The organism is Chryseobacterium paridis, from assembly GCF_016595215.1.
In the GTDB taxonomy this organism is placed as follows: domain Bacteria; phylum Bacteroidota; class Bacteroidia; order Flavobacteriales; family Weeksellaceae; genus Chryseobacterium; species Chryseobacterium paridis.
The window spans coordinates 345,300-367,686 of the sequence record NZ_JAENHK010000007.1; the positions used below are offsets into that span (position 1 = coordinate 345,300).

General features: G+C 34.1%; 17 protein-coding genes. 11 read left to right on the forward strand and 6 right to left on the reverse strand.

What is annotated here, in order from left to right; translation table 11 throughout:
* Together JHL15_RS08405 and JHL15_RS08410 are read right to left on the reverse strand one after the other, a co-directional pair.
* Window positions 1-1,524 carry a membrane-binding protein gene (locus JHL15_RS08405; RefSeq protein ID WP_200245006.1) on the reverse strand — a complete coding sequence of 508 codons (1,524 nt, stop codon included), beginning with the start codon at window positions 1,522-1,524 and terminating at the stop codon, window positions 1-3.
* Between the two features lie 446 nt (window positions 1,525-1,970).
* Window positions 1,971-2,657, reverse strand: a complete 687-nt coding sequence (locus tag JHL15_RS08410; RefSeq protein ID WP_200245008.1) for a DUF3667 domain-containing protein — start codon at window positions 2,655-2,657, stop codon at window positions 1,971-1,973.
* 85 nt (window positions 2,658-2,742) lie between these two features.
* Here JHL15_RS08410 and JHL15_RS08415 point away from each other — a divergent pair, with 85 nt between their 5' ends.
* Window positions 2,743-3,504 (forward strand): response regulator transcription factor, encoded by a 762-nt coding sequence (locus tag JHL15_RS08415; RefSeq protein WP_200245010.1) that lies wholly within the window; start codon window positions 2,743-2,745, stop codon window positions 3,502-3,504.
* A 45-nt stretch (window positions 3,505-3,549) separates the two neighbouring features.
* Here JHL15_RS08415 and JHL15_RS08420 read toward each other — a convergent pair whose 3' ends face one another.
* Entirely contained in the window at window positions 3,550-3,927 is a 378-nt protein-coding gene (locus JHL15_RS08420) for a DoxX family protein (RefSeq protein ID WP_200245014.1), read from the reverse strand.
* Between the two features lie 264 nt (window positions 3,928-4,191).
* Here JHL15_RS08420 and JHL15_RS08425 point away from each other — a divergent pair, with 264 nt between their 5' ends.
* Together JHL15_RS08425 and JHL15_RS08430 are read left to right on the forward strand one after the other, a co-directional pair.
* Window positions 4,192-4,803, forward strand: coding sequence for a hypothetical protein (locus tag JHL15_RS08425; RefSeq protein ID WP_200245016.1), 612 nt, complete (start codon window positions 4,192-4,194; stop codon window positions 4,801-4,803).
* Between the two features lie 154 nt (window positions 4,804-4,957).
* Window positions 4,958-5,659 (forward strand): CoA transferase subunit A, encoded by a 702-nt coding sequence (locus JHL15_RS08430; RefSeq protein WP_200245019.1) that lies wholly within the window; start codon window positions 4,958-4,960, stop codon window positions 5,657-5,659.
* 49 nt (window positions 5,660-5,708) lie between these two features.
* On the opposite strand, the gene JHL15_RS08435 is transcribed toward JHL15_RS08430, so the two are convergent.
* Window positions 5,709-7,511 carry an ABC transporter ATP-binding protein gene (locus JHL15_RS08435; protein WP_200245020.1) on the reverse strand — a complete coding sequence of 601 codons (1,803 nt, stop codon included), beginning with the start codon at window positions 7,509-7,511 and terminating at the stop codon, window positions 5,709-5,711.
* A gap of 121 nt (window positions 7,512-7,632) precedes the next feature.
* Between JHL15_RS08435 and JHL15_RS08440 the strand changes: the two genes are divergently transcribed.
* Window positions 7,633-8,286, forward strand: coding sequence for a CoA transferase subunit B (locus JHL15_RS08440; RefSeq protein ID WP_200245022.1), 654 nt, complete (start codon window positions 7,633-7,635; stop codon window positions 8,284-8,286).
* Window positions 8,287-8,387: 101 nt separating this feature from the next.
* Here JHL15_RS08440 and JHL15_RS08445 read toward each other — a convergent pair whose 3' ends face one another.
* Window positions 8,388-9,200: a DUF4197 domain-containing protein gene (locus tag JHL15_RS08445; protein WP_234047717.1), complete on the reverse strand. Its 813-nt coding sequence runs from the start codon at window positions 9,198-9,200 to the stop codon at window positions 8,388-8,390.
* 107 nt (window positions 9,201-9,307) lie between these two features.
* Between JHL15_RS08445 and JHL15_RS08450 the strand changes: the two genes are divergently transcribed.
* The 5 genes from JHL15_RS08450 (at window position 9,308) to JHL15_RS08470 (ending at window position 17,366) form a co-directional block, all read left to right on the forward strand.
* Window positions 9,308-11,554, forward strand: a complete 2,247-nt coding sequence (locus JHL15_RS08450) for a glycoside hydrolase family 20 protein (protein WP_234047718.1) — start codon at window positions 9,308-9,310, stop codon at window positions 11,552-11,554.
* 52 nt (window positions 11,555-11,606) lie between these two features.
* Entirely contained in the window at window positions 11,607-12,599 is a 993-nt protein-coding gene (locus JHL15_RS08455; protein ID WP_200245026.1) for an isoaspartyl peptidase/L-asparaginase family protein, read from the forward strand.
* Window positions 12,600-12,699: 100 nt separating this feature from the next.
* Window positions 12,700-13,362 carry a copper homeostasis protein CutC gene (locus tag JHL15_RS08460; RefSeq protein WP_200245027.1) on the forward strand — a complete coding sequence of 221 codons (663 nt, stop codon included), beginning with the start codon at window positions 12,700-12,702 and terminating at the stop codon, window positions 13,360-13,362.
* Window positions 13,363-13,643: 281 nt separating this feature from the next.
* Window positions 13,644-16,133: a beta-mannosidase gene (locus JHL15_RS08465; RefSeq protein WP_200245029.1), complete on the forward strand. Its 2,490-nt coding sequence runs from the start codon at window positions 13,644-13,646 to the stop codon at window positions 16,131-16,133.
* A 324-nt stretch (window positions 16,134-16,457) separates the two neighbouring features.
* Window positions 16,458-17,366 (forward strand): AEC family transporter, encoded by a 909-nt coding sequence (locus JHL15_RS08470; RefSeq protein WP_200245031.1) that lies wholly within the window; start codon window positions 16,458-16,460, stop codon window positions 17,364-17,366.
* Between the two features lie 13 nt (window positions 17,367-17,379).
* Here the strand turns inward: JHL15_RS08470 and JHL15_RS08475 are convergent, their stop codons facing one another.
* Window positions 17,380-18,129, reverse strand: a complete 750-nt coding sequence (locus tag JHL15_RS08475; RefSeq protein ID WP_200245033.1) for a sulfite exporter TauE/SafE family protein — start codon at window positions 18,127-18,129, stop codon at window positions 17,380-17,382.
* A gap of 104 nt (window positions 18,130-18,233) precedes the next feature.
* On the opposite strand from JHL15_RS08475, the gene priA reads away from it, so the two are divergent.
* Both priA and dacB read left to right on the forward strand, forming a co-directional pair.
* Window positions 18,234-20,681, forward strand: a complete 2,448-nt coding sequence (priA, locus tag JHL15_RS08480) for a replication restart helicase PriA (RefSeq protein ID WP_200245034.1) — start codon at window positions 18,234-18,236, stop codon at window positions 20,679-20,681.
* Window positions 20,682-20,842: 161 nt separating this feature from the next.
* Window positions 20,843-22,315, forward strand: coding sequence for a D-alanyl-D-alanine carboxypeptidase/D-alanyl-D-alanine endopeptidase (dacB, locus tag JHL15_RS08485; RefSeq protein WP_200245037.1), 1,473 nt, complete (start codon window positions 20,843-20,845; stop codon window positions 22,313-22,315).
* The last annotated feature ends 72 nt before the right edge of the window (window positions 22,316-22,387 follow it).

A 22,387-nucleotide genomic window follows, 5' to 3' on the forward strand; every position in this document is an offset into this window, starting at 1 on the left:
TTACAAATTACTAGAGAGTAAAATGTCTTCAGTTATACTGGTTTGCTTACTATAGTTTGTATCATCTTGTTCCGACTCTGCTGAAATTTTTGAATCCTGAACAAGTTTCCCATTGGCATCATACACTTTTAATATGATCCATTTTCCGCTACGTTCTATTTCCTTAGTGACATAATCTGTTTTAAATTTGATCTTTCCACTTTGAATGATTTCGTTTTTTATTACAGATTTATTAGCAGGTTTTCCATTGATGTATTGTACAATCTGTGCTGAGAATGAAGAATCTTCATTCAATGATTGGATATAGGTATAAAGAATAGATCCTTTATCATTATAAATAGTTGATTCATATGTGTTCTTGGCCGCATTGAATTTTTTTTCTGATTGTATTTTACCCGTTTCTGAAAAAACCTTGGAATGAATTAAAACCCCATCTTTATACTGTTCCTCAAGATTAGTTTCATATAAAGTACCACTATAGGGTAAGCCATCCTTGTAGATGATACTGGATTTTAAACTTCCATTGTCATTATAATATTTGATTTCCTGTACTGCATCATCTTTGAGGGTTTTCTCCGAAAACAATTTTCCAGTCTCATTAAACTCTTTATTTAATATACGTGATCCATTTTTGTACACCTCAATGGTTGAAAATTGTAAGAAATTATAGGACAATTGATAGTCCTCTCCTTCGTAGGGTGTAAGATACTCTCCTTCAGAACTCAATTTGTAAATTAAGTTTCCTATCTTTTTTCCGGATTCATCATAGGTTGTTTTGTAACCATCTTTTTTATTTTTTTTCTCTTCCTGTAGTACTTTCCCATTTTCTCCAAATATGGTACTTTCTACTATACTTCCATTTTTGTACTTCTCAATTTTGGAGACTTTCATAGGATTATAATAGTATTCTACGATAACACCATTATTGGTTGAGGTGGAAGAGTAACTTCCAATAGATTTACCTTTGTCACCGTAATATTTAGTTTCAGAATTGCCTGCTTTATCAGTGCTTGTTTCATATCTGATTCCTTTGATGTCATCATCATAAATGATCATTTTATATACTTCAGGACTTTCATATACAGTAGCTGAATTAAAATAAACAAAATTTTCTATGTCCTTGTAGGTAAAAGTTTTCCCTGTAAAGCTACCATCTTTAGAATACGTTACATCCTCCAATAGCCTTCCCTTTGCATCAAATGACTGAGTCGGTCCTACCTGTTTACCTTTAGAATATGTCGAAAAACTTAAAGTTTTTCCTTCCCGGGTATACCAGGTTACCTTTCCATCATACACTTCGCTTTGTGGGGTTGCATCTGAAGCTAGCCCTTCCATTTGAAGAGTACCATCTTTATAATAATCTTTAATTAAGATCAGCTTTCCTTTTGGTTCAGTTTGACGATAATATTCCATTTTGTCTTGAGTTGTTTTTTCCCAGTTTTCATCAAAATAGATTTTTTCCTGTGAAAAGACTGATATATTCAAGAGGAATGCGAATAATGTTAAAGCAAATAATTTCTTCATATGTAGTATTAGTTTTGTAGTATTAGGGGTAGAAAGATGATTGAATAAGCTAGCTGAAAAATATCTTTTATTTTATTCTTCAGAACAAGCAGGTCTTTTTTAGTAAATAAGTTTAAGATAGGATGAGTGGCTGTGCTATGACAGGGTAGCTTTTTTCTCATAGAATTTGTGTTGGCCTGATACATACTATTCTAGCATTATCTATATTAATAGTTTGATGATATGATTAATTGGTTTTATGCCATCAAATATATATTAATTGATTGAAAATAAGAAAAGAATTACGTGCTGCTTGTCAATATTAGTGTTTTTACGGATAGTATTTGTTGGAAATACGGTTATAAAAAGTTGTAGGTAAATAGCTAAATAAAAGCAAGAAAATTATTTCTTGCTTTTTCTGCTTAATAAGAATAAGACCAATAAAATTGAAATGACAATGATCATATCTATTGTTTTGTAATTAAATGAGTTAATGTTCCTAAGATAAGTAAAGCAATTCCAAATGTGAGCATTCCCAGAATATAGGAAACAAGGGCTTTCAGATAACTTCCTATCTTGGTTTTATCAAAAAATTGTCCGACAGCCCAGGAAAAATAGATGAAGATAATGACTGCAGCAATTTGCATTACAGGAAGCTTGGTTAATCCTTCAAAAAGTGCAAAAACAGAAAATAGCAACATTTCCATTCCAAGGACAAAGCAGAGTAGAATTAATATTTCAAAAAAATTGTAATCATATTTTTTGAAAAATAATTTTAACCAAAGAGCAATAAATCCACCCATTATCATATTTGAATATCCATAATGGCTTTGAATCCAGTTATTAATTGCATTAGGTGATCCATTCGCGTTATCATATTTGATATAACTTTCTTCAATATGAAAGAAGTGGCTGATCAGGGTATAAATTAATGAGGATACAATAATAAATATGACTGGTTTTACCAGCCTGCTTCTATTTTCAGTGATGAAGTTCTTAATATTTTCTCCGGGTCTTATTAGTAATTCTCTTACTGTATATAAAATACCTCTTTCAAAATGCAAAACATGCTCAATCTCGTGGAGAATATAGCGGCCATCGATTCTTTTGGGTTTTGCATTTTGTTTACAGTTTGAACAAAATTCGTCGCTCATCGTTAGTGTAATTTTTATTGCAAAAAAAAATAAATTATCTTGAATAAACTTTACACCTTTGTTTAGTTTTTGATATTTTTATGCAATGGAAAATGAAAAAAATTCATTATTTAATAGAAACAGAATTACATCAGTTTCGAATGAGGATACGCTTCAGTTAGGCAATTATCTGGAAATAGTAAAGTCTTTTGCTAAAATCACTTATCAAAGCGTTTATGTAATTGATTATGAAGAATTAAAGTTTGAATATGTTTCTGATAATCCCTTGTTTTTAGCTGGATATTCTTCTGATGAAGTACTTAAGATGGGATATGAATTTTATTTTAAAAATGTACCCAATGAAGATTTGGAACTGCTAAGTCTCGTTAATAATCTTGGATTTGATTTTTACGATAAATTACCTAAAACTGATGAACGGAAATTATATAGTATTTCCTACGACTTTCATTTGAAAGGAAAGTATAATAAGCCAGTTCTTATTAATCATAAATTGACCCCTCTTTTTCTTGATAGAAATGGATCAGTCTGGAAATCGCTTTGCGTAGTATCTATTTCACATAATAAAAGTGCAGGAAATGTGACCATACATAAACAAGGCTCAGATGTATTGTGGAAATTAGATGTATCAAAAAAAGTTTGGATCGCTGAAAAGAGATCAAAACTCAAAGAGAAAGAATTGGAAATCCTTAGATTGTATGCCCAGGGGCTAACCATCAATCAGATTGCTGAAAGAATATTTGTTTCATCAGATACTGTCAAATATTACAGACGAAAAATTTTTGATGCCTTTGGCGTCAAAAACTTTACAGAGGCACTTTCTTTTGCGACAGATAATAAGATTATTTGAAGTAAAAATTTTTAAATATGACCAGCTGTTGGAGAAAGTGAATTTCTAATTTTCTGTAGATTTCAATGCCCATACGATAAGAGGAGCCTGTAGAAAAAGCCTTGCCAACCTTTGATTATCTGTATTAAGTCCAAAAGAATCCCTTCTGTTTTTATATTGGGCAATATTCCCAGGAAGTACCGCTACAAAAAATCCTGCTATAAATTTCCCCATCGCACTTCTATACTTTTTAGGTGTCACAATAGTTGCTGTTCCTAGCAGTATTTCGGCAATTCCGGAATATACTACTGTATCATCTTTTTTCAAAGGTACCCACTCAGGAACCTGAGCTTGAAATTCTTTTCTGGCAAAGGTAAGGTGTCCGATTCCAGCTGTAATAAGGAAGGCACCAAGCGCTATTCTTGAAATGTTTTTTGGTTCCATAATAATATTGATTGTGGTGATTATAATTTAAAATCTTCAAAATGCAGACCATTAAGAAATCCGTATCTCTTGATTATGAATATTCTGTTAATTATATATTCAATTTTTGGGTTAGTGAAAAAATGGTCTGCATATTGTGGCAATTATTATCGGTCAGGCTACTGAAGATTCACCTTCAATTCATTTTATTTGAAGAGCTCAATGAAATCAACAGAAGTCTCAGGAAGTTAATATGAATAAGTATTCAATCTAAATTTGAAAATAATGAGACCTAAGCAAATTCCCGGGGTACCGGTACAGGAAAGAGGTGGATTTCATGATACTGAAAGCCAAAAAAATGTTGGAGAACCTAACTTACTTGCGCAGAATTTTGATGTTTTAAAAAAAAGATTTTTTTCGATCAATGAATGGCAACAATACAGTGGGGAAGGCTCAGCAGAGTTCAAACTTTACAATTCAGCTGGGGTTCCGGTAGAAGGTGCTCCTGAAATAGGATATTTTATCAGGATTGATATACCAGGGCCAGGAGAAAGTGAAGCTAAAGGATTCGATTGGGTTGAGATTATTAATATATCTCATCACCTTTCTGATCATTTAGAATATTTTTTAATAACCTGCAGGCCGTCGAAAATCCCAGGAAATGTAGAAAATAACCATATTGCCCATTTTTATTCCAGTAAAGCAACATCTACTTTTATGATATCAAAAACGGATGAACAAATAAAGGCTGCTGTTTATGGTCGTAATGAGTCCCCTAATTATGATGCCCGATTTATTGATAAAATAAGAAACATATTCATTGCAGTAGGAGGAATGATGGGAACTGCAAAAATTCAATGGAAGACCTTGTCAGATGGATTGCTTGATTTTGATTAATACGAAAGCCCATTTTTTCTAAAATTTCCAAATTCCTTGTAAGCTGATCATTTATTTTTATGATATCAACTTTTAATATTTTAAATATAAATCCTGAACAAGGCAGTTAAGAGAAAATTTATTAAATTTAGCCAACAGAAAAATCTAATATTTTATGATAGATAAGCGAGTAAAAAATGCAAAGGAAGCCATTGAAGGAATTAAAGATGGAATGACTTTAATGCTGGGTGGGTTCGGCCTTTGCGGGATACCTGAAAACTCCATTAATGCTTTGGTAGAAAGCGATGTGAAAGATTTAACGTGTATTTCAAACAATGCCGGTGTTGATGATTTTGGATTAGGACTTCTTCTTCATAAAAGACAAATTAAGAAAATGATTTCTTCTTATGTAGGAGAAAATGCTGAATTTGAAAGACAAATGCTTTCGGGAGAATTGGATGTTGAGCTTACTCCGCAGGGAACTCTTGCTGAAAAATGCAGAGCAGCACAAGCTGGAATTCCTGCTTTTTATACTCCGGCTGGATATGGAACAGAGATAGCAGAAGGAAAAGAAGTGAAAGATTTTGATGGCAAGCCCCATATTCTGGAGCATGCTTATAAAGCTGATTATTCTATTGTAAAAGCCTGGAAAGGAGATCATGCTGGAAACCTTATTTTTAAAGGGTCTGCAAGAAACTTTAACCATCCAATGGCTGGAGCTGGAAAAATAACCATTGCTGAGGTAGAGGAATTGGTAGAAATCGGAGAACTGGATCCTAATCAGATTCACATTCCGGGAATTATGATTCAGAGAATTTTCCAGGGTGAAAAATTCGAAAAGAGAATTGAACAAAGAACGGTCAGAGTAAAAGAATAAATGACCTAATTAATAATAAAAAAGCGCTGAATAATCTTCAGCGCTTTTTTTATACCTCCGAAACAGGCATTTTTCTTTCTCCAATTTGTTGTCGCCACATGGCATAGTATAATCCCTTTTCGGTAATTAAATTGTCATGAGAGCCCATTTCTACGATCTGACCACGTTCAAGAACATAAATTCGATCCGCATGCATAATCGTACTCAAACGATGGGCAATAAGTACAGTAATCTGTTCCTTTTCTTTTGAAATGTCTTTTATGGTAGATGTTATTTCTTCTTCGGTAATACTGTCCAAAGCTGAAGTCGCTTCATCAAAAATCAATAAATGAGGTTTTCTTAAAAGCGCTCTTGCAATCGCTATTCTTTGTTTTTCTCCACCACTCAATTTCAATCCACCTTCACCAATGACAGTGTCAATACCTTTTTCTGCTCTTTCCAATAAAGCCGTACAGCTTGATTTTTGTAAAGCAATTTCCAGATCCGATTCACTTGCCTGAGGGTTTACAAAAAGAAGATTTTCTTTTATTGTTCCTGCAAAAAGTTGGGTATCCTGGGTTACGAAGCCAATTTGATTTCTCAATTCGTCAAAATCAAATTCTTTTCCATTGATGGTATTATAAAAAATGTTTCCTTCCTGAGGTCTGTAGAGTCCCACCAATAATTTTACCAAGGTACTTTTTCCTGAACCACTTGGCCCTACAAAGGCTATGGTTTCTCCATTTTTAACATTAAAAGAGATATTATTTAATGCTTTATACTGAGCAGATTGATGTTTAAAAGAAACATGTTTAAATTCTAATTCCTCAATAGCACCAATCTGTTTTGGATGAAGAGGCTTTTCTTCCACCTCCTTTTTCATTAAACGATCAAAATTATTGAGAGAAGCTTCGGCTTCACGATAAGAAATAATAATATTTCCAATTTCCTGCATCGGTCCGAAAATGAAAAAACCGTAAAACATTAAAGATAAATATTGCCCGGGGGTCACTATATTTTTAAAAATCAATAATAATAAGGTCAGCGTAATCATTTGTTGAAGAAAATTGACCATCGTTCCCTGGATAAAACTTAAAGAGCGAATGCTTTTAACCTTTCTCAATTCAAGTCCAAGGATCTTATAAGTATTATTATTTAAACGGATAACTTCCTGATTGGTTAATCCTAAACTTTTAACAATCTCTATATTTCTTAAGCTTTCTGTAGTACTTCCGGCTAAAGCTGTAGTTTCGGAAACGATATTTTTCTGAATATTTTTTATTCTCTTACTCAATAAATTGGTGATAAAAGCAATCAGGAAAATTCCACAGATATAAACCGGCATGATAGACCAGTGAAGACGAATCGCATATACCGAAACGAAAATAATACTGACTAAAATTCCAAAGAAAATATTAATAAAACTTGTGATGAATTTTACAGTATCCTCTCTTACTTTTGTTAATATAGAAAGGGTTTCACCACTCCTTTGATCTTCAAATTCCTGATAAGGCAATGCCATAGAATGCTTTAATCCGTCTGTGAATATTTTCGCACCAAACTTTTGCGTAATAACACTTACGGCATAATCCTGAAAAGCTTTGGCAATTCTGCTGACCATCGCTGTTCCAATAAGTAAGGATAAAAAGTAAAATGCACCATGGTAAACTCCATTTCCGTATAAATATTGATTAAGATTTCTGGGAATGAGCTTTTCTTTATCAAAAAAATTAGGGTGGGTGACCAATTGATCCAGGATATTACCTGTGATGGCCGGAGCAAATAAAGAGAAAACCTGATTAATGGTCGCTAATAAGAGAGAAAGAGCAATTAACCATTGGTAAGGTTTTAGGTATCTTAAAAGTATTTTCATTTCATTAAATAATGTTGCAAAATTAGAGATATTATTTTGACTTATAATGTTAATAATTTTGAATAATAAAGAGCTTTTGTATTCAAGTGAAAATAATTAAATTGCAGTCTAAGTTTTAACTATGCTCACAAAAGAACAAATTGCTAAAAGAATTTCAAAAGAACTAAAAGACCGTTATTATGTAAATCTGGGAATAGGAATTCCCACTTTGGTCGCAAACTATGTTCCAGATGGTATCAATGTAGAATTTCAAAGTGAAAATGGAGTTCTCGGCATGGGACCATTTCCTTTTCAGGGAGAAGAAGATGCTGATATTATTAATGCAGGAAAACAGACCATCACGATACTGCCTGGAGGTTCATTCTTTGATTCAGCATTCAGTTTTGGGATGATCAGAGGTCAAAAAGTAGATCTGACGATTCTTGGTGCTATGGAAGTTTCTGAAAACGGAGATATTGCCAACTGGAAAATTCCGGGGAAAATGGTAAAAGGTATGGGAGGAGCAATGGACTTGGTAGCTTCTGCAGAAAATATCATTGTTGCAATGATGCACGTAAATAAGGCAGGGGAAAGTAAAATTTTAAAAAAATGTACACTTCCATTAACAGGGGTTAATTGTGTAAAAAGAGTAGTTACTGAACTTGCTGTTCTTGACATTACACCAAAAGGTTTCAAACTTGTTGAAAGAGCACCGGGAGTTTCAGTGGAACATATTGTACAGTCTACAGAAGCAGATCTGATCATTGAAGGTGAAATTCCAGAAATGCAATTTTAATAGAAATAAAAAAATAAAAGGCTGCTTCAGAAATGATAGCAGCCTTTTTTATGTTTTTTGTAATAGTATACAATGTAATTTTAGCAACTAGCAACTAGCAACTATTTACCATCCTGAGCTCCAAAAACTTTCTGTAAAATACTTGTTGTTCTCATTACAGAATTATTTCTGATCCCATTTTCTTTATCTGCAACCATTTTGAATACACCATTAATAGTCTCTGTTGTAACATACTCGTTTAGATCAGTTGTTACAGATTGACCTGTGAACATATTGTATTTTGAAATAAGATTTTTCCAAACGGTATCAGCTCCCACTTTTCCTAATGAAGCCTGTACTTTAGGTTCAAAAGCTGTAAATAATTGGCTCTGGGTTTTAGTTTGTAGATAATTGGTTGCTGCATTATTAGAACCCAATAAAATGTTTTTGGCATCTGCAATGGTCATGGATGTAATAGCGTTGGTGAAAATAGGAGCAGCTTCCGTTACCGCATCTTCAGCAGCTCTGTTTAATAATTTTACCCCTTCATCAGCAAGTTTTCCCATTCCCAGAGAACGTAATGTGGTATCTACTTTTCTTAATTTTTCAGGCATTAAGATTTTGACAGCCTCATTTTTTAAAAAACCATCAGTTACTCCTAATTTTTTCACTCCTTCGGTTACTCCAAGGTTTAAAGCCTCTTTTAATCCTGAAGAAATCTGGGAAGAAGTAAGATTATTCAAACCGGCAGAAGAAGTCCTGTTGGGTGAAGTTGTAGGGACTGCGGTAGTTGATGTACCTTTTGTTTTTACTGTATTGTTGTTTAGATCAACACCGGTTTTTTCTTTAACAGTAGATTTTATAATATCTAAAAGTTGTGCTTGTGTAGAAACTGAAAATAATAAGCTTCCTACTAAAAAAAATGTTTTTCTCATCATATATTTTTGCAAAATTAGATCTTTTATATCGGAATAGGTTAAATAATTCACTGAATTTTTTAATAAAATAATTATATTCGCTTAAATCTTAATCACACAAAATAATGCGTCTTTTATCGATCTTTTTGCTCATGTTTTTCAATCTGTTTTTCTCTCAAAATCAATTGAATTTGATTCCTTATCCTAAAAATATTAATGTTTCAAGTGGTGAATTTATTATTCCAAAAACCCTATTGTTGGATAAAAATTTACCTAAAGAAGAAACAGAATATTTTAAGAAACATTTGAATGCTGATATAAAATTTCAAAATGTTGAAAAAGGAGCACAATTAGTTTATTCTGAGCTGCCCAAAACGAATGGTAAAGATCAAAATGATGAATTCTACAGTTTAGAAGTATCACCAAAAGAGATTCATATAAAATCATATACCAGACAAGGATACTTTAGAGCTTTACAAACATTGGTTCAATTATTTGAAGGTCAGGAAAGCAAAAAGATCCCATCATTAAAGATCACTGACGAACCTAAATTCGCTTGGCGCGGAATGCATCTTGATGTATGTCGTCATTTTTTTAGTGTCGAAGAAGTAAAACAGTATATCGATTATCTGGCGATGTATAAGCTCAATACTTTTCACTGGCATTTAACCGATGATCAGGGGTGGAGAATTGAGATCAAGAAATATCCAAAACTTACGCAGATAGGATCCAAACGCAAAGAATCTATGATTGGAGCTTATGTGGATAATACTTTTGACGGAAAACCTTATGGGCCTTATTTCTATACTCAGGCACAGATAAAAGATGTGGTAAAATATGCACAGGACAGATATATCACTGTTGTTCCCGAAATAGAAATGCCGGGCCATGCTTTAGCTGCACTTTCAGCTTATCCGGAATTGGCTTGTACAAAAGGTCCTTTTGAATCCGCGACAAAATGGGGTGTTTTTGATGATGTATTTTGTCCGAAAGAAGAGACCTTTACATTTTTAGAAAATGTTTTAGATGAGGTTATGCAGCTTTTTCCATCTCAGTATATCCATATCGGAGGTGATGAATGTCCGAAAACAAGATGGAAAGAATGTGCACACTGCCAGGAATTGATCAAGAAACATAATTTGAAAGACGAACATGGTTTACAGAGTTATTTTATACAGACCATTGAAAAATATGTGAACAGTAAAGGTCGAAAAATAATTGGCTGGGATGAAATTTTAGAAGGAGGTTTGGCTCCCAATGCAGCTGTAATGAGTTGGACAGGAGTAAATGGAGGAATTGAGGCTGCTAAATCTAAGCATTTTGCTGTAATGACTCCTGGTTCATACTGTTATTTTGATCATTATCAAGGCGATCCGCAATCAGAACCTAATGCTTTTGGAGGATATACTCCTTTAGATAAAGTATATTCTTATAATCCGATTCCTACAGAATTAAATGCTGAACAAGCAAAATATATTTTGGGGGTTCAGGCGAATTTATGGACCGAATATATATTGGATTTTAAACATGTTCAGTATATGATATTTCCAAGATTGATGGCGCTTTCAGAAGTAGGATGGGGAACATCTGATCCAAAAAACTATAAAAATTTTGAAAATAGGGTGATCCAACAGTTTAAAATCTTAGACAAAATGAAGGTGAATTATGCCAGAAGTATTTATAATGTTTCGGGTAAAGTAATCCCTTCTAACAATGGTGTTGCTTATGAACTTTCAACGTCTCAAAATTCTAATGGAATAAGGTATACAACTGATGGAAATGATCCAACTGGTAACTCACAGGTTTATCAGAATGCAATATCTGTGTCAAAACCTATGACAATAAAATCTGCTTATTTTGAAGATGGACAATTAAAAAGTGCAATTTCTTCACAACAATTCAGTCCTTCAAAAACTACGGGCAAGAATATCACTTTAGAACAACAACCTAGCGAAAATTATTCTTTTGGAGGTGCCTTTACTTTAGTGGATGGAATTATCGGAAGCCAAAAGCAATTGGGAAAAACGTGGCTGGGCTTCCAGGGAAAAGATGTTGTAGCGGTTATCGATTTGGGGCAGAAGACTCAATTTTCAGAAATCTACTTCAATACTTTGGAAAATAAAGGAAGCTGGATTCACTTGGCAAAATCAGCACAGGTTTTTGTTTCAGACGATAATGTCAATTTTAAAATGGTGAAAGAAATTGGAAAAGACGAAATTCAGAATTCAAAAGGAAAAGTAAAACTAAACCTCGGTAATCAAAACTCAAAATATATCAAAATTAAAATAGAAAATGCAGGAATTATTCCAGCTGGAAATCCAGGAGCCGATTCTAAAGCATGGCTTTTTGTGGATGAGATTGGAGCAAATTAAACATTCGAATTTATCTAAACCCTTATTCCTGCAACCTAATAACTGAAAAAATATGAACTCAAGAAGAAAATTTATAAAAAATACAGCTATTGCTTCTTCAGCATTATTATTAAACCCTTTGGATTTAATTGCCAAAGAATTGCCTGAAAGTAATAAGATCATTAATAAACCTATTGTACTTTCAACATGGAATTTTGGTTTAAAAGCCAACGAAGAAGCATGGACGATTCTAGGTAAAAATGGAAGAGCATTAGATGCGGTTGAAAAAGGAGTACGATTAGTAGAGCTGGACCCAACAGAGAGAAGTGTTGGTTATGGGGGGCGTCCTGACCGGGATGGAAGAGTTACTTTAGATGCTTGTATTATGGACGAAAACTATAATATCGGTTCAGTGGCTTGTATAGAAAACGTTAAAAATCCTATTTCTGTTGCAAGAGCAGTAATGGAAAAGACACCGCACGTTATGCTGGTAGGAGATGGTGCTCTTCAGTTTGCTTTGTCACAAGGCTTTAAAAAAGAAAATCTTTTAACTCCAGAGTCTGAAAAAGAATGGAAGGAATGGTTGAAAAGCAGTAAATACCAACCAATCGTTAATATTGAAAATCACGACACGATCGGAATGATTGCATTGGACTCACAGGGAAATCTTTCTGGAGCATGTACTACAAGTGGAATGGCTTTTAAAATGCATGGTAGAGTAGGTGATTCGCCGATTATCGGAGCAGGTTTGTTTGTAGACAATGAAGTGGGAGCTGCTACAGCTACTGGTCACGGTGAAGAAGTGATAAGAACAGTGGGAACACATTTGGTTGTTGAACTCATGAGACAGGGAAGAAACCCACAGCAAGCTTGTAAAGAAGCAGTTGAAAGAATTGTAAAGATTACACAAAGAAGAAATAAAAACCTAAAAGATATTCAGGTAGGTTTTATTGCTTTAAATAAGAATGGAGAATATGGTTCTTACTGTATTCAGGATGGATTCAATTTTGCGGTTCATGATATGAAAGGGAATCGACTAGAAACTCCGGAATTTGCTTTGAAATAAATTTTTTATAATAAAGTGTCAATAGAAACGGGCTTTAGCCCGTTTTCAAATATTTAATAACCCATTGGCTTTAGCCAAAACATAAAATCAGTATCGGAAAATGTCAAAAATAGAAATAGCATGTTTTAATCCTCAATCTGCAATGATAGCTTTTGAAAATGGAGCAGACAGAATAGAATTATGTGATGGATTAAGTGAAGGGGGAATAACACCTGATTTTGAAATAACAAAAGAGCTCAGAGAAAAAATTAATATTCCGATTTTTGTGATGATTCGTCCGCGTGGTGGTAATTTCACTTACTCAAATGACGAGTTCGAACAGATGAAAAAAGAATTGATTCAATTAAAATCACTAAAAGTTGATGGTTTTGTTTTCGGAATTTTAGATGAAAATGATGGGGTTAATGTGGAACAAAACAAGATTTTAGTTGATTTAGCCCATCCTCTGCCATGTACTTTCCACCGTGCTTTCGACAGAGCTACAGAACTGGAAGCCTCATTGGAGAAAGTAATTGGTTGTGGCTTTAAAACGATACTTACTTCGGGGCAAAAACCGAATGTTGTTGAAGGAAAAGAGAATCTGAAAAAACTGGTTGAGATATCCAATGGCAGAATTGAAATTTTGATTGGAGGAGGACTTAGGTCGACCAATATTCAGGATATTAGAGAATTTACGCATGCCGGGTATTTTCATTCTTCAGCCATTACTGATGGCGGACAATTTGCGAATGCTGATGAGATAGTTGCTTTGAAAGGTAAATAGTTTTCTTGACTCAACTAATTTTTTGTCATTCTGAACGCAGCAGAGCGGAGTGAAGAATCTAAATGCAAAAGAGAGGATATCCAATATATGTAAATTAATACAAAGATTTCTCACTGCGTTCGAAATGACAACACACACACACATGCACACAGGCAATTGTCATTCTGAATGAAACGAAGTGGAATGAAAGAATCTCAATATAGAAGGATAGAGATTCCTTCGTTCCTCGGAATGACAAAGTCGGTGATTTAAAAGCTGCTAAAAAATAAACAATTCAATTGATGAATAAAAATTTTCTTTTTGCTTTCCTATTTATTCAAAATTTCTTTTTGGCTCAAACTTCGGAGCGCATTTTGTCTGCAGAGAAATGGCAATTTAAAAACTCAAAAGAACAAAAATGGCTCACTGCTTCAGTTCCAGGAACAGTGCATTTGGATTTAATGAATAATAAATTAATTCCTGATCCTTTTACAGATGAAAATGAGAAGAAAGTTCAATGGGTAGAAAATGAAGATTGGGATTATCAGACAATTTTTAAGATATCATCAAAAGAGCTGGAAAACCAGAATATAGATCTCATCTTTGAAGGACTGGATACATTTTCTGAGATTTATCTCAACGGAAAGCTTCTTAAGAAAACAGATAATATGTTCAGGAAATGGGAAATTCCGGTTAAAGAATATCTGAAACTTGGAGATAACCTTTTGCAGATTAAATTCAAATCATCCGTAAATACAGGGAAAGAATTGGCTAAAAAAGTTCCCTTTACGATGCCTGAAAGCCCAAGAAGTTTTGTCAGAAAAGCACAATATCAATTCGGATGGGATTGGGGACCACGATTAGTTACGGCAGGAATATGGAAGGATGTAAAATTGAATTTCTGGAACAATGCTACAATCGAAAATATAAAAACCGAACAAAAAAGTCTGACAAAACAAAAAGCGGATTTACACTTTCAGGTTACAGTTCTTGTGGACAAAGAAGGCAAGTATGATATTTTGATTGATCATAAAACAAGTCAATTTCAATTAAAAAAAGGAAAGAATAGTGTTGATATTCCTTTTACTATAAATAATCCAAAGCTCTGGCAGCCCAATGGATGGGGTACTCCCAACTTATATACAATCAAGGTTTCACTGCAAAAAGATTCAAAAACCCTTTCTCAACAAGAATTGAGAATTGGATTGAGAACCGTAGAATTGATTCAGGAAAAAGATGCTAAAGGGAAGTCATTCTATTTTAAAGTAAATGGGAAACCTTTGTACATAAAAGGAACCAATTGGATCCCTACAGACAGTTTTTCTCCTAGGATTGCCAAAGAAAAGTATCAACAATTGATAGGGGATTCTAAAGAAGCGAATATGAATATGATTCGTGTTTGGGGTGGAGGAATCTATGAAGATGATGAGTTCTACAAAGCTTGTGATGAAAATGGAATTTTAGTTTGGCAGGACTTTATGTTTGCCGGAAGCTTCTATCCTTCTGATGAAGATTTTTTAAATAATGTAAAAGAAGAAGTGAAGGATCAGGTCAATAGATTACAGAACCATCCATCAATAGCTTTGTGGTGTGGAAATAATGAGGTGGATGAAGCGATCGTTAATTGGGGGTATCAAAAGCAATTTAAATATTCAAAAGAAGATTCTTTACAGGTCTGGAAAGATTACAAAAAGGTTTTTCATGAAGTAATTCCAAATACTTTAAAAGAGCATCTTACATCAGATAAGAATGTCTATTGGCCGAGTTCACCATCTATTGGCTGGGGGCACAAAGAAAGTCTTACAGAAGGTGATTCTCATTATTGGGGAGTTTGGTGGGGCGAGCAGCCTTTTGAAATGTATAATGATAAAGTTGGTCGCTTTATGTCTGAGTATGGATTCCAGGGAATGCCAAGTTTGGAAACAACGAAATCTATGTTTTCAGGAAATCCGGATCTTAATTTACAGAACCCTACCATAAAAGCTCATGAAAAGCATGGGCGTGGTTGGGAAATTATCAATAAATACATGGAACGGGATTATCATGTTCCGAATGACTTTATAAAATATAATTATGTTTCTCAATTGCTACAGGCTCGGGGAATGCAAATTGCTATTGAAGCGCATCGTCGTGCGAAACCCTATAACATGGGAACTTTATACTGGCAACTGAATGATTGTTGGCCCGTTGTATCATGGTCTTCTATCGATTATTTAGGAAATTGGAAAGCATTGCATTATCAGCTCAAAAGGAGTTTTGAAAATCAGGTTATTTTAGCTGAAGAAAAAAATGGGATTTTAAGTTTTTATGCGGTTAACGATGGATTGAAGAACTTTGAAGATGTACAATTAGAGCTCGAAGTGAATATGTTTGATGGTAAAAATCTTTGTACAAATATATTCATCCCTAAAGGAAAAACTTTGGATGGAATACTAAAATTTGAAACAATAGCAATCAAAGAATTAGTTTCTGATTCAGATAAAAATGAAGTCTTTTTAAATTTAAGAGTGAGGGATAAAAATAAAAAATTGATTGCCCAAAATAATTATTTCTTCTCTAAACCAAAAGATCTAAAGCTTACAAAACCAAATATTACCATCAAGAAGATTTCGTCTACTGAAATTGAAATCTCTACTGATGTTTTAGCAAAAGATGTGTATTTAATGGGAGATACGCATTTTAGCGATAACTTTTTTGATCTTCTTCCTAAAAGTTCAAAACAGATCCAGCTATCAAAACCTTTGGAAAAAGTTGAGGTGATGAGCTTATGGGATACTTTTCAAACTAAATAAAAATGATGATAAGTAAATGCCTGTTGTCTCATTGACTATTTTTTAATTTCTATTCAATAAGATTTCTCATTGCATTCGAAATGACAATGCCTACACATCAAATTGTCATTGACTGCGTCTAATCTTCGATTTCAGAGCGCAGCGAAGAATCTCTTTAATTGATATACTGGCTCTACGACAACATAAATCTGCGTCATCTGCAAAATCTGCGAGAGATTATTAGAAAAAAAATAGTCGCAGCATAATGTATTACCCAAAAATTCCACTTTTTTCATCTCCACCTAAAAAATCAGTCTTAAATTTGCAGCATAGTCCGACACAATTATGGTGAATTTTGTTTTGATTGCAGTATGTATTTTGGCTGGTATGATTTTGAAAGCAACAAAATCTATTCATCCTGATGCTCACAAAGGCATCAATACCTGGATTCTTTATCTTGCTCTGCCAGCGGTTTCATTCAAATATTTACCCAAAGTTCACTGGACATTAGAAATGCTTTTTCCTATTGTTGCTACATTTCTTATTGCAGTTTTCAGTTTTCTTTTTATGATGCTTTATAGTAAGAAAAAAGGATATTCCAGACGTTCTCAAAGCACGATGGAGCTTATCAGCGGATACAGCAATACTTCTTTTATCGGGTTTCCTTTAATCAGTGCTTTTTATGGAGAAAGTCTTTTAAGCATTGCTATTATTTGTGACCAGACGATGTTTTTCAGTCTTTCAACATTAGGGATAATTGCTGCAGTAAAAGGAGGGAGCAGATCAGGAAAGGTAAGTGCTCAGTTTATTTTAAAAAGATTAATCACTTTTCCTCCGTTAGTAGGTTGTATCAGTGCAATAGTACTTTCTCAGTTTATTGATTTTAGTGCAGCAGAACCTCTTTTTGATAAATTAGCAGCTACGGTAAGTCCATTGGCCTTGTTTTCTGTTGGCTTACAGCTGAAATTTAATGGTTGGAAGAAGCTTATTCCTCAAATGTCGATTTCAATGTTATACAAATTAATTTTAGCACCTGCTATTGTTTTTGGGCTGGCATTATTATTGGGAGTAAAAGGGAATGTTGCTAAGATCACCATTTTTGAGGCAGCAATGCCTACCGTTGTTACTTCAAGTATTATTGCTGAGCAGTTTAGGCTGAATACTAAGCTAACCAATTTGACTATTGGATTCAGCATTATTGTGGGATTTTTAACCACAGCTTTATGGTATAAAATAATAGAAATCTTTTTTTAATATAAGCTGCTGTCTAAAGATATGTTTTAATAAAGAAAACGATTGTAATGACAAAATTGAAAATAACGATCCCCATTCTAAGCTTTACAGGATTTAGTTTTTTGGTGAAATGTGCTCCGAAATAGCCTCCCAAAATAGTTGCTGCCATCATGGTGCAGGTTTCCGGCCAGTATACTTTTCCGGCTGAGATAAACAGAACAACTGCCACTGCATTAGCTATCCCGGTAAAAAGAGTTTTATTCGCATTAATGACCTTTATATCAGACAATCCGAATAATGCCCAGACCGCCATCATCATAATTCCCACCGCTCCACCAAAGTAGCCACCATATATTCCTAAAAGAAATTGAGCTCCTAATACCAATCCAGCTCCTATATGCATCCTTTTTCTAAGCCAATTACCAGCCTGTTTACCAAAAGCAAAAGCCAGAGAGCCCAATAAAAGTAACCAGGGAACAACCATGTTGAAACCACTGGATGGAGTATATAGTAGTAACAATCCTCCTGCGCATCCTCCTAATAAGGTCAGGATAATCATTGCAGTTATCGAAATATTGGGGAAAGGTCTGATATACTCTCTGAATTTCCAGGCACTGGCTAAACTTCCTGGAAATAGGGCTACAGTACTTGAAGCATTAGCTTGAATAGGAGGTACTCCTGCATAAATAAGGGCAGGAAAAGTAATAAACGATCCACCACCAGCAGCTGCATTAATAGCTCCGGCTATAAGTCCAATAAAAAATAAAAGAATGTAATTTTCCATGAACAAAAAAATGATAAACAAAGATAAGTTACAGAATGAGTAATCACTAATAAAAATTGCAGTTCTGTAAAGAATGATTTAATTTTACATTTTAATTATTTCTCTTGCGATACGCCCAGATTGTTTTACCATTAAATTTAAAAGGTTCTTTTACTTATAAAGTTCCTGAAGAGCTTGTACCTGTTATACAAACCGGAATGAGAGTTTTGGTTCCGTTTCGGGGGAAAAAGATCTATACGGGGATTGTTTTTGAGATTCATGATATTGAGCCCGAAGGTTTTATTCCAAGAGATGTAATCAGTGTTCTGGATGAATTTCCTATTTTACCCAAAGAACAAATTGATTTTTGGAACTGGCTTTCGGCATATTATTTATGCACTTTAGGAGAAATTTATCGTTTTGCCTTTCCTTCTTCTCTGAAACTGGAAAGTGAGACTTATTTAAAGTTGAAACCGAATGTTACTGTAGATTTTGAAAATCTGGATGTGAATGAAATGTATCTTATCCAAGCACTCGAAGTCAGACAGCTTATTAATCTTACGGATCTTGAAGCTTTTATTCCTAAAAAAGATATTATAAAAACGATCAATTCATTAATTGATCTGCAATACATTGAAATCGATGAGAAGATCGGTGAAAAGTATAAGGCTAAAGAGGTAGCATATGTAAAAATCAATGAACGACTTTTAGATAATGAAAGCCTTACAGCTATTTTAGCAAAACTGAATAAAGCTCCTAAACAGAAGGATCTTTTCCTTCTTATTTTATCTAATCAGACGGAAAATCCTGACACTTATATAAAAAAATCTGACCTTTTTGAAGATGGAATTTTTGGGCATTCCCATTTAAAACCATTGGTGGATAAAAATTTTGTTGAAGAATATTATCAGCAAAAGGACAGGCTGGAAAGTTATGAAGGAGAAATTGAAGAAATAGAAGAGCTTTCAGAATCTCAAAAAAAAGCTAAAGAAGAAATTGATCAAGCTTTTGAGGAAAAGAGAAATGTGTTACTTCATGGAGTAACCTCTTCAGGAAAAACCCATATTTATTTAGAGAAAATAGAAGAATGTGTGAATCAGGGAAAGAATGTCCTGTTTTTGCTTCCTGAAATTTCCCTGACAAAACAGATTACGCAGAGGCTGGAAAAAAAATATGGTCGGAAATTAGGTTTTTATCATCAGAAACTCACCGATTTTGAGAAGGTAGAGGTCTGGAGAAGAATTAAAAATAATGACATTCAGATTCTTGTGGGTACAAGAAATGCTTTATTTCTCCCTTATCAGAATGTAGGATTGGTTATTGTAGATGAAGAACATGATTCTGCTTATAAAGCAAGAGAAGTGTCACCCTATTTTAATGCTAAAGATTCTGCACTGGTATTTGGAGGTTTCTATGATGCACGGGTGATCTTAGGTTCCGCAACACCTTCCGTGGAAAGCTATTATCTGGCCCGAAAGGAGAAAATGAAGTATATTTTCCTTAATGAAAGGTTTGGAAATGTTCAGTTACCGGAATTTGAACTGATCAATTTTAAAGAAGCTCAGGATTCCAAAAAAGTCTCGGGGAACTTTTCTTTACATCTATTAGATGAGATCAAAAAAACATTAGAAGACAGAAACCAGGCTATTATTCTTCATAACCGTCGTGGATATGCCAATGTTCTAGAGTGTGAATCCTGTGGCTATGTAAACTATTGCTCCAATTGTGATGTGGTAATGACTTATCATAAGGCTGCCAATGAAATGAAATGCCACTATTGTGGTCAGCGTGCATCGAGGCCAAAAGCTTGCCCAAAGTGTCATTCAGAAAATTTAAATGAAAGAGGAGTAGGTGTCGAACAGATTCATGAGGAAGTTTCAAAACTATTTCCGGACAAAGAAGTAGATAGAATGGATGTTGATTCTATGCGGAAGAAATTTGCTTATGAAAAACTTTATGAGAAAATTGAGGATAGAGAAACGGATATTGTAGTGGGTACACAGATGATCTCTAAAGGATTAGATTTCGACCATATTGAATTGGTAGCCATTCCGAAAGCGGATTCCTTATTATATGTACAGGATTTCAGAGCAGAAGAAAGGGCTTTCCAACTGATTACTCAGGTTGCAGGAAGAGCTGGGAGAGTTTCAGGTAAGGGAAAAATTTATATTCAAACTTTTAATCCTGAACACTCCGTATTTCAACTTATCAAAATGAATAAGGTCACTAAGATCTATTATCATTTCCTTGAAGAACGTAAGAAATTCCATTATCCACCTTTCACAAAGCTCATTATGATCGAGCTTAAACACCGAAGGGAAGATAAGGTGAACCGTGCTTCTCAGTTTTTAGGATCTGTCCTGAGAAAATACCTTCCGGAAGAATGTGTTTTAGGCCCTGAAAGATCTCAAATTGCAAGGATTAATAATCTTTATCAGTTTCAGATTTTGCTTAAACTTCCACGTGGAAAAAACTACGAAAAATATAAACATCAGGTTTTGCTAAGTTTGAAAGATTTTAATGAAATTACTGCTTACCAGAGCATCAAAAAAGACGTTTTCGTGGATTTTTAACAATTTTTAACAAATTTTATAGCCTTTTATTAGACTATAATGGTCTGATTTCTAACAATATTTTCTACTTTTGGTCGTTGATTAATTGTTTGGCGCTCTTATTGAATGATTATTATGAATCGTTTTTTATGGCATCAAGCATAGAAACAAAACTAAGATAGATGGTAAATTTCAGAAAATATATTTCAGGTGCAGCGGTATTAGCTTCTGGGTTTTTCCTAGCTCAATCTACCGTTTCTACCGTTCTTTATTCTCAAGCTTACGACAATCAAAAAACGAATTTAAACTTACCTTCTCCCGTAACATCAGTTGTGGAGAGAACAATTTTGTCGGCTAAAGAACTTGTAGATATTAATGTAAACACAATGGTAACAGACCCCGTACTTAAAAATGCAGAGTGGGGATTTGTTGTGTACGACCCAAAAACGAAGAAAGTAATTTCTTCGTATAACGAGAATACTCCTTTGGTTCCGGCTTCTACAACGAAACTTTTAACCACCGAAACAGCAATGAACCTGTTAGGTGAAAACTATCGTTGGATGACGCAATTGGAATATTCAGGGAGTATAGATGAAAATGGAGTTTTGAATGGTAATCTTTATGTTGTAGGAAGTGGAGACCCGTCCCTTGGGACAAATAAAGGTGGCGCTTTATCTTACAGAGAGATTGTTTCAGACTTCATAAGTGGAATTTCACATGAGGGAATCAAAAGGGTAAATGGTGATATCATTATTCAGACAGCGCTTTTCAAAGGTAATATTTCAAGACTTCCGGAAAATGTTGTTTGGTTAGAGAATAATAATTACTATCTGCCAGTAGGTACTACCCGTGAGATTAGTCCTGCCAATGAGAAACTGATTGTAAAAAAAGGAGGTAATTTCTCTGTCGAGAAGAAATATTTCTATGTTTCTCCTTATGCTAATCAGATGGTATATGCTGATAAATATGAAGGAGATGGTATTTTGACAACAAAATTACCAGATGCTCCAGCTTATCTTGCCAATACTTTAAGAGCCTCAATGGTCAAAAGCGGAATCGCTGTAAGTGGGAAAGTAACTCCTAGAATGACTGATCCAATGCCTGAAGCTCGAAAATTAGTCTCGGCATATAAATCTCCAACTTTAGGTGATATCATCTATTACACCAACCAACATAGTGATAACTCTTTAGCTGAGGCTTTATTGAAAACAGTAGGTTTCCAGAAGTTGGGAGATCAGACCTCAGAATCAGGAAGAATTGTGGTTACAACTCATTTGAAAGAACATGCTTTTGATGTTAATGGCTTAAGCTATATAGACGGAAGTGGACTTTCAAGAAGTAATACAGTGACTCCAATTTCACAGGCAAAGTTTTTGACATCTTTAATGGATGAAAAATATTACAAAACCTATTTAACGTCACTTCCAGTAGGAGGGCAATCAGGAACTTTGAAAAGAATGTTCATTGGTACAGGAAACGGACAGATATTTGCTAAAACAGGAACTTTAAATAAAGTAAAAACATTAGCAGGGTATTTGAAAACAAATTCAGGGAAGACATTAGTGTTTTCTTTGATGGTAAATAACTATGCAGGATCAGTGGATATGGTGAAAAAGAGAATGGAAAAGCTTTTAGAACCGGCATTAGACCTTTAAAATATTTAATTTAATATCATAAGAACCTTTTAATCAATGATTAGAAGGTTTTTTTTATCTTTGGACATATTA